15 protein-coding genes and 1 riboswitch are annotated in these 13,390 nt (G+C 65.9%); of the genes, 7 read left to right on the plus strand and 8 right to left on the minus strand.

All coding sequences use genetic code 11. The features are described from left to right. Positions 1-3 precede the first annotated feature (3 nt). Positions 4-576 (minus strand): methylated-DNA--[protein]-cysteine S-methyltransferase, encoded by a 573-nt coding sequence (locus tag NA5_RS24815; RefSeq protein WP_062990098.1) that lies wholly within the window; start codon positions 574-576, stop codon positions 4-6. Positions 577-628: 52 nt separating this feature from the next. Continuing rightward, positions 629-943, minus strand: a complete 315-nt coding sequence (locus NA5_RS24820; RefSeq protein WP_062990100.1) for a hypothetical protein — start codon at positions 941-943, stop codon at positions 629-631. Between the two features lie 62 nt (positions 944-1,005). Between NA5_RS24820 and yczR the strand changes: the two genes are divergently transcribed. Both yczR and NA5_RS24830 read left to right on the plus strand, forming a co-directional pair. Continuing rightward, the gene (gene yczR / locus NA5_RS24825) at positions 1,006-2,508 is read left to right on the plus strand and encodes a MocR-like transcription factor YczR (protein WP_062990102.1); all 1,503 of its coding nucleotides are present in this window, start codon (positions 1,006-1,008) and stop codon (positions 2,506-2,508) included. Between the two features lie 103 nt (positions 2,509-2,611). Next, positions 2,612-3,313 (plus strand): NUDIX hydrolase, encoded by a 702-nt coding sequence (locus NA5_RS24830; RefSeq protein ID WP_062990104.1) that lies wholly within the window; start codon positions 2,612-2,614, stop codon positions 3,311-3,313. 561 nt (positions 3,314-3,874) lie between these two features. On the opposite strand, the gene NA5_RS24835 is transcribed toward NA5_RS24830, so the two are convergent. Both NA5_RS24835 and NA5_RS24840 read right to left on the minus strand, forming a co-directional pair. Next, positions 3,875-4,972 (minus strand): CaiB/BaiF CoA transferase family protein, encoded by a 1,098-nt coding sequence (locus NA5_RS24835; protein ID WP_062990106.1) that lies wholly within the window; start codon positions 4,970-4,972, stop codon positions 3,875-3,877. A gap of 81 nt (positions 4,973-5,053) precedes the next feature. Further along, complete coding sequence (locus tag NA5_RS24840; protein WP_062990108.1) at positions 5,054-5,368, minus strand: hypothetical protein; 315 nt, start codon at positions 5,366-5,368, stop codon at positions 5,054-5,056. A gap of 85 nt (positions 5,369-5,453) precedes the next feature. Between NA5_RS24840 and NA5_RS24845 the strand changes: the two genes are divergently transcribed. Together NA5_RS24845 and NA5_RS24850 are read left to right on the plus strand one after the other, a co-directional pair. Next, positions 5,454-6,050, plus strand: coding sequence for a TetR/AcrR family transcriptional regulator (locus NA5_RS24845; protein ID WP_062990110.1), 597 nt, complete (start codon positions 5,454-5,456; stop codon positions 6,048-6,050). Continuing rightward, a complete protein-coding gene (locus NA5_RS24850; protein WP_084484394.1) occupies positions 6,040-6,705 on the plus strand; it encodes a MerR family transcriptional regulator in 666 nt (221 codons plus the stop codon). Before NA5_RS24845 ends, NA5_RS24850 begins: the two co-directional genes overlap by 11 nt. A 247-nt stretch (positions 6,706-6,952) precedes the next feature. On the opposite strand, the gene NA5_RS24855 is transcribed toward NA5_RS24850, so the two are convergent. From NA5_RS24855 to NA5_RS24865, 3 genes are all read right to left on the minus strand, one after another. Next, a complete protein-coding gene (locus NA5_RS24855) occupies positions 6,953-8,167 on the minus strand; it encodes an O-succinylhomoserine sulfhydrylase (protein WP_062990114.1) in 1,215 nt (404 codons plus the stop codon). Continuing rightward, the gene (locus NA5_RS24860; RefSeq protein WP_062990279.1) at positions 8,164-8,580 is read right to left on the minus strand and encodes a rhodanese-like domain-containing protein; all 417 of its coding nucleotides are present in this window, start codon (positions 8,578-8,580) and stop codon (positions 8,164-8,166) included. Before NA5_RS24860 ends, NA5_RS24855 begins: the two co-directional genes overlap by 4 nt. 14 nt (positions 8,581-8,594) lie before the next feature. Next, a riboswitch (SAM riboswitch) is annotated at positions 8,595-8,710 on the minus strand. A 65-nt stretch (positions 8,711-8,775) separates the two neighbouring features. After that, positions 8,776-9,231: an Rv0361 family membrane protein gene (locus tag NA5_RS24865; protein WP_062990116.1), complete on the minus strand. Its 456-nt coding sequence runs from the start codon at positions 9,229-9,231 to the stop codon at positions 8,776-8,778. A gap of 307 nt (positions 9,232-9,538) precedes the next feature. Between NA5_RS24865 and NA5_RS24870 the strand changes: the two genes are divergently transcribed. Together NA5_RS24870 and NA5_RS24875 are read left to right on the plus strand one after the other, a co-directional pair. Next, complete coding sequence (locus NA5_RS24870; protein WP_062990118.1) at positions 9,539-10,927, plus strand: FAD-dependent oxidoreductase; 1,389 nt, start codon at positions 9,539-9,541, stop codon at positions 10,925-10,927. Positions 10,928-11,051: 124 nt separating this feature from the next. Further along, positions 11,052-11,918 (plus strand): amidohydrolase family protein, encoded by an 867-nt coding sequence (locus NA5_RS24875; RefSeq protein ID WP_062990120.1) that lies wholly within the window; start codon positions 11,052-11,054, stop codon positions 11,916-11,918. Between the two features lie 58 nt (positions 11,919-11,976). Here NA5_RS24875 and NA5_RS24880 read toward each other — a convergent pair whose 3' ends face one another. Beyond that, complete coding sequence (locus NA5_RS24880; protein WP_062990122.1) at positions 11,977-12,459, minus strand: DUF456 domain-containing protein; 483 nt, start codon at positions 12,457-12,459, stop codon at positions 11,977-11,979. 129 nt (positions 12,460-12,588) lie between these two features. On the opposite strand from NA5_RS24880, the gene NA5_RS24885 reads away from it, so the two are divergent. After that, positions 12,589-13,332, plus strand: a complete 744-nt coding sequence (locus NA5_RS24885; RefSeq protein ID WP_062990124.1) for an SDR family NAD(P)-dependent oxidoreductase — start codon at positions 12,589-12,591, stop codon at positions 13,330-13,332. Positions 13,333-13,390: the final 58 nt, after the last annotated feature.

The following is a 13,390-nucleotide window of genomic DNA, read 5'->3' on the forward strand; positions in this document are numbered from 1 at the left end:
GGGTTAGAAGAGGGTGGGTTCGCCGAAGCCAGGGGTGCGTTCGATCTCCAGGAGGCGCTGTTTTGTGCTGATGCCGCCCGGGGCGGAGAAGCCGGTGAGGGCGTGGTCGGCGGCGAGGACTCGGTGGCAGGGGATGATCAGGGGGATCGGGTTGCGGCCGAGGGCTTGGCCGACGGCTTGGGCCGCGCCCGGTGCGCCGATGCGGTCGGCGACCTGGCCGTAGCTGAGGGTGTGGCCAGGATCGATGGCGCGGGTCACCTCGTAGACGGCGCGGTGGAATTCCGGAATTCCCTTGGTGCTCACGGGGATCCAGCGCAGATCGTCGAGTTCGCCAGCGAGGTGGGCCTGGATGCGTGTGATGGCATCGGCGATAGGGCCGGTGGGTTCGTCCTCCGGGATCTCATCCGAGTCCGGAATTCGGCTGCTGCGACGCATGATCCGGGTCCGCGTCGCGGCGGGGCTCGCCTCCGGCAGGCCGAAGCGGAAGACGAACTCGTCGGTCCAGGCGATCGCGCAGGTGCCGATCGCGGTTTCGAACAGCGCCGACCCGGTGACCGGTCGAGCGGAAGCACTCATGCGGTCAGTGTGCACTCCGGGGCCGACATCTTGGAGCAGACCAGTCCAGTTCTCAGAAACTGGCCTGGACTCCGCCGATGGTCGGCTTGACGGCTCCGCAACTCGGGTTCGAGATACGGCGCTGCGCGGTCCGTTCCGGCCGTGCGAGGGCGGGAGCATCCGGATCCGGCACATCGTCGCGGCCGTAGATCGCGGCGAGATCCGCGTATTGGCGCTGGTTTTCGTAGTAGGACGGCGACCAGTCGGTCAATGGCCCCGGCGCGTGGAACCGTTCGAGGTGGAAGGCCTCCCTCGGGCGGCGCGGTGCGAACCGGTGCACGAGATAGGCGAAGGCGGCGATGACGAGCAAGGTGGCGAGGGCGGTCATAGCAGTCAGCGTGCGCGCACTGGCCTTGCTATTAAATATCCACTTGGCTAATACTGGACTTTATGTCGACGAGAGTTATCGGTGCCGCCAGCCTTGCCCGTGATCTGGGCAGTTGGCGCAGTGCGGACGAGAACGGCGAATCCGGGGAGCGCCGCACGACGCGTCCGGCCTATCTTGCTCTCGCCGAAGGCATTCGCCTGCTCATCCACGACGGCCGCGCACCGCTCGGCGTCGCGCTGCCCAGTGAGCGCGACCTCGCCGCCACCCTCGGCGTCAGCCGCACCACCATTACCTCCACCTACAGTCTGCTGCGCGAACACGGCTATCTGATCAGCCGTCAGGGCTCACGCAGCACCGTCGCCCTCCCGCGCGACGTGCAGCACGACGGCACCAAACCGGCCCGCAGCATCCTCGCGATGATGGCGCAACCGGAACTGCCGACCATTGATATGACCTATGCCGCCATGGCTGCGCCCTTGGAAATGCAGGAGGCGTACTCCGTTGCGCTGCAAGGCCTTCCGGCCTACCTCGGCACGCACGGTATGGATCCGGTCGGTGTGCTCGCGCTGCGCGAGGCACTGGCCCGCCGCTACACCGAGCGTGGCCTGCCCACCCAACCGGACCAGATCCTGGTCACCCTCGGTGCCCAGCACGGCCTGCGCCTGTTGCTCAATGTGTTGACCGCGCCCGCGGCCCGCGTCCTCATCGACCACCCGACCTATCCCAATGCCATCGAGGCTATCCGCGATGTCGGCGCTCGCCCGGTGCCGGTGCCGCTGCGCCCGGAAACCCCGGAGTCGGGCTGGGATCTCGACGGAATCCGCAGTGCCGCAAGGCAAACCGCGGCCACCCTGGCCTACCTGGTGCCGGACTTCAACAACCCGACCGGCCTGCTGCTCGACGCCGACGGCCGCGCCGAACTGGCCGCCATCGCCCGCGAAACCCGGATGACCGTGGTGATCGACGAGTCGATGGTGGACCTGAGTTTGACCGACCGGACCGCGCCTCCGCCGGTCGCGGCCTTCGCCAAGGGCAGCGAGATCATCTCCATCGGCTCGGCATCGAAATCCTTCTGGGGTGGTCTGCGCGTCGGCTGGATTCGCACCAACCAGTCGCTGATCACCAAACTCCTCGGCATCCGCTCCACCGTCGACCTCGGCACCCCTGTCATGGACCAGTTGGCCACCATCCACCTTCTGGAGAACGCCGACACCATCCTCACCCGCCGTCGCGACCAACTCCACGCCCAGCGTGCGGCCCTGCTCACCGCGCTCGGCGAAGAGCTTCCGGACTGGCGCACGATCGTCGGGGACGGCGGCATGTCCGTCTGGGCGCAACTACCCGCCCCGGTCTCGACGGCTCTGGCCGCCACCGCCCCCAATCACGGCGTATTGCTCGCCGCAGGACCGCGGTTCGGCGTTCAGGGCGCCTTCGAACGCTTCATCCGCCTTCCCTTCACCCACCCCGAACCCGAACTCCGCCTGGCGGTCAAATCGATCGCCGCCGCCTACGAAGCCCTCACTCCCCGCGCCGCCGACCCCCTCCAGCCCCTCACCTGCTACTGATAGCTGTCGCATAGCGAATGGCTGTCTCGCACAAGGTATACGGTTTGCGAGGTAGTGACTCGGTATGCGGCAGCCGATCGCTGATGTAGGGCAAGATCGAGGTATGGGGCCTAGTGCGGGACCGAGTGTCCCGGAGAGTGTCGAGGACTTTCGTGTGCTCGCGCGGGCGCGGTTGGGTGAGTTCCCGCATACCGAGGTCGCGGATGCGCCGGGAATCCGTCGCGCGGCGGTGTTGCTGTGTGTGGTGGCACACGCAGGGCCGCTGTCGGTGATGGTCATCAGGCGTGCGTATCGCGGGCGGAATGCCGGGCAATGGGCGTTGCCGGGTGGACGGCTCGACGACGGGGAAACCATTGAGCAGGCGGCAATCCGTGAGCTGCGCGAGGAACTGGGACTGACCGCCAGCCCGGCCGATCTGCTCGGCAGGCTCGACGATTTCCCCGCCGCATCGGGCTTCGTCATCACCCCGATCGTGGCGGCTCTGGCCGACGCGTCCGAGCTGCGCCCCAGTCCGGACGAGGTCGACTCGGTTCATCAAGTGGCTCTCGCCCGGCTGGCCGCCGACGATGTCCCGCATTGGGTGCATCCGAAAGATGCGGTGCGACAAAAGGATCTGCGCTCCGATGCCCCTTCGGTCGGTTACGACGGCCCTGGTCTACTGCAGATGCGCCTCGCCGAGAACATGACCATTCACGCACCGACCGGTGCCATGCTGTGGCAGTTCCGTGAAGTCGTCCTGCTCGGCCGAGCCCCCGCCGCCGCCCGAATCGCGCATTTCGCCCAGCCGGAATGGACACGGAACTAGCGCAGGGAAGCCACGGGCCAGCGCCGCGCCCTTTCTCACGGCGCGCACGCATACGCGCCGCGTACGCATCTTGCCGCGGGCCCGCATTCTTGCCGTGTGTGCGGACCGTTGTGGGGCGCCCGGACCCTTGGCGTGTGCCCGTGCTCTGGTGGCGTGTCCGCGTTCTTGTGGTGGGCTGGATCCTTGCCGCGCGCATGCACTCTCGTCGCCTGCGCATCTTTCCCGTGGGTCCGCGTTCTTGGCGTGCGCCTGCATTCTTGCGTGTGCCCGGATTCTGGCCCGGTGCCCGAACTGCGGTGGCGGACGGGACTCTTGGCGCCTGCCAGGACTCGCATGACGTGCCCGAATTCTTGCCGGGACACGCACTCTCGTCGCGTACGCATCTGCCCGTGCGCCCGCGTTCTTGTGGGTGCCTGGACTCTTGTGAGCGCGCCCGGACTCTTATGGGCACGTTCGCATTCTCGCGGCGCGCATGCATTCGCGGGCGAAAACATGCGCGGCGCGTGAATTGGTGTGTGGGAGCAGTTGGAGTGCGGGGCGGGCGGTTCTGGCGACGAGTCGTCAGTCCGCCCAGACGGATTCGATCGGTGTGGCCTCGTTGGGCGGTGGGGTGGGCGTACCTGCGGGGGTGCGGGAGAAGCGGGGCGCTGGTGCGTGCTGGACGACACCGTCGATCTCGATCAATCCCGTGCGCGCGACGATGTGCGGATTCTGTTCTGCCTCAGTGAAAGTCAGCACCGGCGTCGTGCACGCATCGGTGCCGTCGAAGATCGCGGCCCACTCGTCGCGGGTCTTGGTCTTGAACTTTTCCGAGAACAGCTTTTTCAGCTGATCCTGACCATTCGGATCGAGCTGCATCGGCAGACCCTCGGGGCTGATCTCCAAGCCCTGCAACAGTTCCGCGTAGAACTGCGGCTCGATCGCCCCGACCGCCATGTACTTGCCGTCCGAGGTTTCGTACGTGTCGTAGAACGCCATACCGGTATCGAGCAGGTTGGTGCCGCGCTCATCCGACCACAGGCCCATGCCGCGCATACCCCAGATCATGTGCGAAAGCGCAAGCGCCCCATCGATCATCGCCGAATCGATGACCTGCCCCTTACCAGAACTCTCCCGTTCGACCAGCGCCGCGAGAATGCCGAACACCAGGAACATCGAGCCGCCACCGAAGTCGCCGACCATATTCAGCGGCGGCACCGGGCGCTCACCCTTGCGGCCGATGGCGTGCAGCACACCGGTCAGCGAGATGTAGTTGATGTCGTGTCCAGCGCGGTCGGCCAGCGGGCCGTCCTGACCCCAGCCGGTCATCCGGCCGTAGACCAACCGCGGATTGCGCGCGTGCACGGCATCCGGGCCGAGGCCCATGCGCTCGGTGACGCCCGGCCGGAAACCCTCGATCAGCACATCGGCCTTCTCGGCGAGTGCGAGCACCTTCTCGATATCCGCCGGATCCTTCAGATTCGCCTCGACGATGGTGCGCCCGCGCCACTGTGGCCGCTCCATGAAGCCGGGCAGCATATTGGGCCGCTGTACCCGCACCACATCGGCGCCGAGATCGGCCAGCAGCAGTGCCGCATGCGGTCCTGGGCCGATACCGGCAAGTTCGATGACCTTGATGCCCGCGAGCGGGCCCTGCTCGGCGGTGGATGGTGTGCTCACGCCCTACCTCGGTTCGTCGTTGATCCAGCGCTCCCCGGGGCGACCCGAGGCTGTATTGACAGTATGACAATAACGCCGAACCTATACCCGAGACGGGTTCGCGAGGCCCAAGGCGGAGTTGAGCCGATACGCCCCACCGCGTCCATGGAATACCGCCATCGGCAGCGCGCCCACCAAGGCGCCGCCGATACCGGCGTAGGCGTGCGCGGGCAGGTCGGCCCAGTATCCGATGACGACCGCGAGTGCGATTCCGAACGTCCCGGCCACCGCATTGCGCAGCGGATCGTTACCCCACACATTCGGAAACTGTTCGCCGACCATGCCTTTGACGAAATGCGGTACCGCGTTCGCGCCGAACAGTCCGGCCAGGGCGGACAACAGAATCGTGTGCCACATGACGATCCACCTTCTTTTCAGTCAACGGTTGTAGACCGAAATTAGCATGACGGTTCGTTTCGGTCAACGGCCGTAGACTGAGCGCATGAATTCTCGCCCTCGCAGCCGCGCCGAGCAACGGCAGAGCACACAATCCCGAATCCTGGACGCGGCCCGGCGGTTATTCGCAGAGGTCGGCTACGACCGGGCCACCATCCGCGCGATCGCCGCCGAGGCGCAGGCCGATCCCGGGCTGGTAATGCGCTATTTCGGGTCGAAGGACAATCTCTTCGCCCAGGCTTCCGGCTTCGAACAGGAAGACCTGGTCACCGGGACTCCCGAACAGGCGGCCGACCAACTGCTCGCCGCACTCGAAACCAAGCTCGCCCAACAGCCCACGGACGCACTCGCCGCGATCCGCTCCATGTTCACCCACCCCGACGCCGCCGCCGAAGTCCAATTCGCCATGGTGTCCCGGCAGCGGCAAGCCGCCCAGCACCTGGCCGACGACGATGCGGACTTGCGCGCCGGACTGATCGGCGCGATCACCATCGGGACCGTCATCGGTCGGCACCTACTCCAACTGGACGGACTGCGCGACGCCGAGCCCGAGCGCATCACCGCCCTACTCCGCGCCGCCTTCCACGACATCGCTTGCGGCCCAACGACAACCCCTCGGACCCGTGATCCAAATGACACTTGAATCCGACGTTACGTCAGGTTTTAGCGTGGTTGGTGCACATCGAGAGGAGGGCACGTTGGCCGAGCGGGTGTGGCGGGTCGGAGAACTCGCCAGGGAATCCGGCGTGACGGTGCGGACACTGCACCATTACGACCGGCTCGGGCTACTGGTGCCGTCGTCGCGGACATCGGGCGGACACCGGTGCTACACCCGGGCCGATGTCCGGCGGCTGCATCGCATCGTGGCATTGCGGGGCTTCGGATTTGGGCTCGAGGATATCGTGGCCGTCCTCCACGCCGAACCCGATCAGGATCCGCGCGACCTCGTACGGCAGCAGCTGGTGCTGGTCGAGGACCGCATCACCCGGGCCACCGGACTGCGTACCCGCTTGCTCGCTGTGCTCGACAGCCTCGACCACGCGGTCGAGCCATCGACGTCGGAATTTCTGCGATTGATCGAGGAGACCATCACGATGAACCAACCACTGACTCCAGAGGAATTCGCTCGGCTGAAGCGGCAGCGCGAAGAACACACGCGGCAGTTGAGTCCGGAAGAGCTTGCGGCATTGACGAAACGGCGGGAGGCGGCCTTCGCGGCGATGAGCCCGGCCGAGCGCGAGCGGTTGCAAGCCGCACGCGCGCAGATGATTCCGCCCGGCACCGAGCCTTCCGGCTGATCGCTGCGTTCGAGCCTGCTGGATCACCCCTGCAAGAATTCGATACAGCACCGGTGGCGATGCTCACTACGGCCGTCGACGTGCCTCCGCCATCATCTCCCGATACCGCGAAAAGCGGTCGCCTTCCCCGGTGCTGACGAGCCCGGCCCACGGAAAAAGGGCATGGATCGCCTCGCAGTCGATCAGGCAGGGACAGCTACAGACCATGTCATCGACCGCAACCATGCGGCCGCGCCTCGCAGACCAACTAACTCAGCGCGAAGTCCAAATCGCCCAGCAGATCCTCGACATCCTCCAGTCCCACCGAGATGCGCACGACGCCGTCGGATAGTCCGATGGTGGCGCGGCCTTCGGGGCCCATGGCGCGGTGAGTTGTCGTGGCCGGGTGGGTGATGAGGGTTTTGGAGTCGCCGAGGTTGTTGGAGATATCGATGACGCGCAGGCGGTTGAGGACCTCGAAGGCGCGCTTCTTGGCCTCGTCCTCGGGCGCGTTCAGTTCGAAGGTGACCACGGTGCCGCCGCCGCTCATCTGGCTGGTCGCCAGGTCGTGCTGCGGATGCGACTCCAGGTAGGGGTAGCGCACCCACGAGACGGATTTGTTGCCCTCGAGGAATCGCGCGATGCGCAGTGCGGATTCGGTCGAATGACGCACCCGCAGCGGCATGGTCTCCAAACCCTTGAGCAGGGTCCACGCATTGAACGGGCTCAGCGCCGGACCGGTATGGCGCATAAGGGTTTTCACCGGACCGTCGATGTAGTCCTGGGCGCCGAGGATCGCACCACCGAGCACCCGGCCCTGACCATCGATGTGCTTGGTGCCCGAATACACCAGCACATCGGCACCGAGTTCGAAACCGCGCTGCAGCAGCGGCGTGGCAAAGACGTTGTCCAGCACCACTTTCGCGCCCGCGGCATGCGCGAGTTCGGTCACCCGACGCACGTCAACCAGGGTCTGCATCGGATTGGCCGGTGTCTCGAAGAACACGGCCTGGGTCGGCACCGAAAGTGCCTGCTCCCACTGATCCAGATCATCGCCGTCGACGAAGACGGTCTCCACACCCCAGCGCGGCAGAATCTCGTTGCACACCACGAAGCACGAGCCGAACAGGCTGCGCGCGGCCACAAGCCGGTCGCCCGCGCCCAAAAGCGCACCGAGCGCGGTGAATACGGCCGACATACCGCTCGCGGTCGCGAAACATGCTTCGGCGCCGTCGATCAGCCGCAGCCGCTCCTCGAACATGGCGACCGTCGGGTTGCCGTAGCGGGAGTAGACGAAATGTTCGATATCGCCGGTGAACGCGGCCTCGGCCGCCTCGGCGCTCTCATAGACGAAACCGGAGGACAGATACAGCGCCTCGGCGGTTTCCTCGAATCCCGAACGGCGCAGGCCACCTCGCACGCCGAGCGTCGCGGGGCCGACGCCTTCGGGCAGCGGCTTGTCGAACGCACCACCGGTGATCATGACTGCCGCCACGGCAAGCCGATGGCGCGCCAGCCGGAGCCGCCGCGATGCCCGTACTCATCGATCGGGCCTTCGAAGCCCTCCAGCACATTGAACGACGGGGCGATACCAGCCCCGGTCGCGGCCACGGCCGCACCGACCGAACGCTGTCCGGAGCGACAGAGGAAGACGACCGGCGCCGCCGGATCGCGACCCTCCAGCGCCTTGCTCAGCTGCTCGACGAACTCACCGTTGCGGGCGCCGTTGCTGTCGACCCATTCGATCAGCACCGTCGGCCGGTCGATCGAACTCGTATCCGGCACACCGACGAAGCGCCATTCGGCCTCGGTGCGCACGTCTACCAAGACGGCTTCGGGATTGTCCTGCAACAGCTCCCACGCCTGCTGTGGGGTGATGTCACCGGCATATGTCATGCGATCCTCCTGTGAATCCACGCTTGCCGCACCTGGGATTGGGTCGCGGCCAGGTCGTCACCCGGAGCACCCCACCGCGGAGGAGGGTTGCCGACCAGCCAGCCGGGGCTTGGCACTGGTACTCATGACCTGAAAATGAGATTGCCTGGGCAGGGGCCGCCATGTCAAACCCCATTTCGCGTCCCGCATAAGCAATCAACCGCAGACGATCCAGCGGTCTTGTGAGCGGGTCAGATTCCAGGTCGCCGGGGTCTCCCGCCCGTCGATGGCGATGGTCACCGTCGCCTTGGCCTTATCGCCGTCGACCATCGCATTCTCAATCTTGGTCACCTTGATCGACTTTCCGGCCGCGGCCCCGCCGAACTGACCGGCGAGCGGCGTCTTGCTCTCGTCGAATCCCGAACACGCCACGCCGGGCGGCGGCGTGTTGTCGGTGGTGGCGCGGGCCTCCGCATAGCGCTGCACCGCCGCCGCGATCTTGTCCGATTCTGTGACATTTTTCTCAGCGGGCGAGAGCACCGCACCGAGCACGATCGCGAGCAGCACGACAGCGGCGAAGACGGCCGCCGCGATGAACGGCGCGATGGAGCGACGATCGGTCTGATCGACCTCGATTACGGGTTCTTCATCGGCGCCCTGCTGCTCTGTCATGGGTCGATCATCCCTGGTGGGCGGTGGTATCCGGCATTCGGCCCCGATACCGGCGACGCACGGATCCGATAGAAGCCCGCAGAGCGGGTAGTCACGGGTAGGTGGACCGGGGCAGCAAACACCCGGTGTACGCACCGCCGCAGGGTGCGCGCAGTGCCACCGATAGAATCGCCAGACTGCGGCGTGGCTGTCATAGCCGAGATGGCCGCCTGTTCGCATCGGCAGATGCGATCGAGAGGGTGCGTCTAGTTAGCCTAAGCTAAGACTGACGCCGTTAATTGTTTCGACCATAAGGGTGCGCGTAAAGATGACCGAAGACAGTGCAGCGACTCGCCCGCTTCGCATCGCGATCGTGGGCGCGGGACCGGCCGGTATCTACGCCGCCGACGCGTTGATGAAGTCCGATGCCGAGGTGAGCATCGACCTGTACGAGCGCATGCCCGCGCCGTTCGGGTTGATCCGCTACGGCGTCGCGCCGGACCATCCGCGCATCAAGGGCATCATCACCGCCCTGCACAAGGTGCTGGACAAGCCGCAGGTCCGCCTGCTCGGCAATATCGACTACGGCACCGACATCACCCTCGACGATCTGCGCACGTTCTACGACGCGGTGATCTTCTCCACCGGCGCCAACGCCGACCGCGCGCTGCCGATCCCGGGCATCGACCTGGACGGCAGCTACGGCGCAGCGGACTTCGTCTCCTGGTACGACGGCCATCCGGACGTGCCGCGCACCTGGCCGCTGGAGGCGGAGAAGGTCGCGGTCCTCGGCGTCGGCAATGTCGCGCTCGACGTGGCGCGGGTGCTGGCCAAGACCGGCGACGAACTGTTGCCGACCGAGATCCCGCCGAACGTCTACAACGGCCTGAAGGCCAATAAGGCGATCGAGGTGCACGTCTTCGGGCGCCGCGGCCCGGCGCAGGCCAAGTTCACCCCGCTCGAGCTGCGCGAACTCGACCATTCCCCGACCATCGAGGTCATCGTCGATCCCGAGGACATCGACTACGACGAGGGCTCCGAGGCCGCGCGTCGGCACTCCAAGCAGGTCGACATGATCGCCAACACGCTGGAGCAGTGGGCCATCCGCGACGTCGGCAACCGTCCGCACAAGCTGTTCCTGCACTTCTTCGAATCCCCGGCCGAGATCCTCGGTGAGGACGGCAGGGTCGTTGGTCTGCGCACCGAGCGCACCCAGCTCGACGGCACCGGCAATGTCAAGGGCACAGGCGTGTTCAAGGACTGGGACGTCCAGGCCGTCTACCGCGCCGTCGGCTACCTGTCGCAGAACCTCACCAACCTGCCGTTCGACGATCAGGCCGGTGTCATCCCGAACGAGGCCGGACGCGTCCTCGCCGACGAGGACGCCGACGGTGCGGACCGCTATCTGCCCGCCACCTATGTCACCGGCTGGATCAAGCGGGGTCCGGTCGGCCTGATCGGCCACACCAAGGGCGACGCCAACGAGACCGTGGCCTGCCTGCTCGACGACAGCGTGAACTTCACCCCGGCCGCCAAGCCGGAACTGGACGCGGTCACCGACTTCCTCGAGGGCAAGGGCATCCCGTTCACCACCTGGCAGGGCTGGTACCGCCTCGACGCGCACGAGCGCGCCCTCGGCGAGCCGGAGGGCCGCGAGCGCGTCAAGGTCGTCGAGCGCGAGGACATGCTGCGCGCCAGCGAGCCGCACAAGGTCTAGGGCGAGTGCCGCAGGGGGTGAGCGTTACCTCCTGTGGTACTCGACAAACCGACACGGCCGCGACGGCACGAAATCTGTCGGGTCCGTGGCAGCGGAAATTCCGTCACTGAGGCATTCTGTACAAGTGTTCGATGCCCATCTCCACATCTTCGACCCGCGGTTCCCGCTGGCCGAGAACGAGGGCTACCTGCCCGACCCGTTCACCATCTCCGATTATCGAAAGCGTATGTCGCGCTTCGATGTCGGCGGTGGCGCCGTGGTCAGCGGATCCTTCCAAGGCACCGATCAGACCTACCTGAGAGCGGCGCTGGCGGAGCTCGGCGAGGGGTGGGTCGGCGTCACCGCGCTGGACCCGGACACCACCGACGAAGAGATCATCGAACTCGACCGGATCGGGGTGCGGGGGCTGCGGTTCAATGTCAAGCGCGCGGCCGCGGATATCACCGCGATGACGCTGCAGGCATTGCGTGCGCACGACCTCGTCGGCTGGCATGTCGAGGTGTATATCGACGGCACTATGCTCAGCTCGATGGAGCCGGTGATCTCGAAGCTGCCGGTGCTCTCCATCGACCATCTCGGCATGTCCGAGGAGGGCCTGCCCTATCTGCTGGATCTGGTGGATCGCGGGGCGCGGGTGAAGGCGACAGGTTTCGGGCGCGTGCAGATGAAGGTGTCCGACACGCTGCGCCGGATCCACGCGGTCAATCCCGAGGCGCTGATGTTCGGTACCGATCTGCCCGGCACCAGGGCCGGGCGGCCGTTCGAGGATTCCGATGTCGATCTGATCTGCGATGTGGTCGGCACCGATATGTTCAAGGTGCTGGAGGACAATGCGCGGGCGTTCTATCGACTGCCCGCCCGCGAACGTGCGATTGCGGCCGATCCGATGCCGACGCTGCCGATCCACCGCACCGAACAGCCGACGTTGCCGCTGCGGCGCGATCAGCTACCCGAACCAGCGGATACGATTCCATTCCCGATCATCGAGTGAGCGGGGCCGCAGCGTGTGATGCCCTTGGTAATGGGGCGGCGCGCACTGACGCTGACGATCAGGCGATGATCGCGCCGATGACCCACACGCCCGTGGCCAACAGCGCACCGAAGAGCTCGATCAGCATCGATAATCCGACGCCTTTGAGCGCGTGAACCGTTGCCTGCCAAGCGGGTTGGTTGTCGCGGAGCCGCTGCAGCTCCGAAAGGTATACGCCGAGAACGAATCCCACGAACAACCCGACCACGGGGATGAGGAAGAAGCCCACGATTCCGAAGATCGCGCCGACGAACAGCGCGCGATTGGATACGCCCGCATCCTTCATCTTCCGCCCCGGCCAGGTGTATTTGATGACGCCGGACAGCACCAAGAAGGCTGTGCCGATGGCGACTACGATCCACGCCGTGGTGCCCCCGGTCATGAACGCCCACACCGCGATCGCCCCGAAGATCAGGATGGCCCCCGGCAGAATCGGGACGATGATCCCGACCAACCCGACCAGAATTACCAGGCCGACAACGACCTCACCCCAAGCTGACACTGCCGGTCCCTCCGCTTTCCGCGTCTTGTCACGCTGCCAGGATTCTGGCCTACTCCCATGAATTCCCGCTATATGTGAGGCCGCTCACAGGTTGTCACAGCCGACGCGGGAGCGAGCGTCTCAGTGGGCATGACGAACACAGAACAGACCACAGTATTGATCACCGGAGCCAACAAGGGACTCGGTCTCGAAGCGGCGCGGCGGCTCGGGGAACAGGGGTGGACGGTATTCCTCGGCTCGCGCGACGAAGCTCGGGGACAGGCGGCCGCGGACAAGCTCGCCGCTGATGGGGTGAAGGTAGTCATGGTCCCGCTGAACGTGACCTCGGACGAGTCGGTGGCCGACGCGGTGCGGCTCGTTCGCAAGCACACCGACCGGCTGGATGTGCTGATCAATAACGCCGGTGCGCCAGGAAATATTGTCGCGCCCGCGGACGCGACGGCTGACGAGATTCACTCCGTCTACGACACCAATGTGTACGGGCCGATTCGGGTCACGCATGCGTTTCTGCCACTGTTGCAGGCGGCGGACAATCCGCGGGTGGTGATGGTGTCCAGCGGTGGCGGTTCGTTCGCGGTCGTGACCGATCCGGATCAGCCCGTCTCGAAGATGCACGAACTCGCCTACAGCTCGTCGAAAGCGGCGCTGAACATGATTACCGTGCGTTACGCCCAGGCGCTTCCGAAGATCAAGTTCAATGTCGCCACTCCCGGCGAGGTCGCGAATCGTAAGTTCGCCGCCACTGATATGAACAATCACACCGGCCAACTGACGGTCACCGAGGGGACCGACTCGATCGTCGAACTCGCGACGATCGACGCCGACGGCCCGACCGGGATCTTCATCGACCGCCTCGGCCCTGTCGCCTGGTGAGCGGCGTGGTGGCCCGTCCTCGGAACCGGGGACGGGCACTCGCCATTTTCCCCGGTTG

It is taken from the genome of Nocardia anaemiae NBRC 100462 (assembly GCF_001612725.1).
GTDB lineage: Bacteria > Actinomycetota > Actinomycetes > Mycobacteriales > Mycobacteriaceae > Nocardia > Nocardia anaemiae.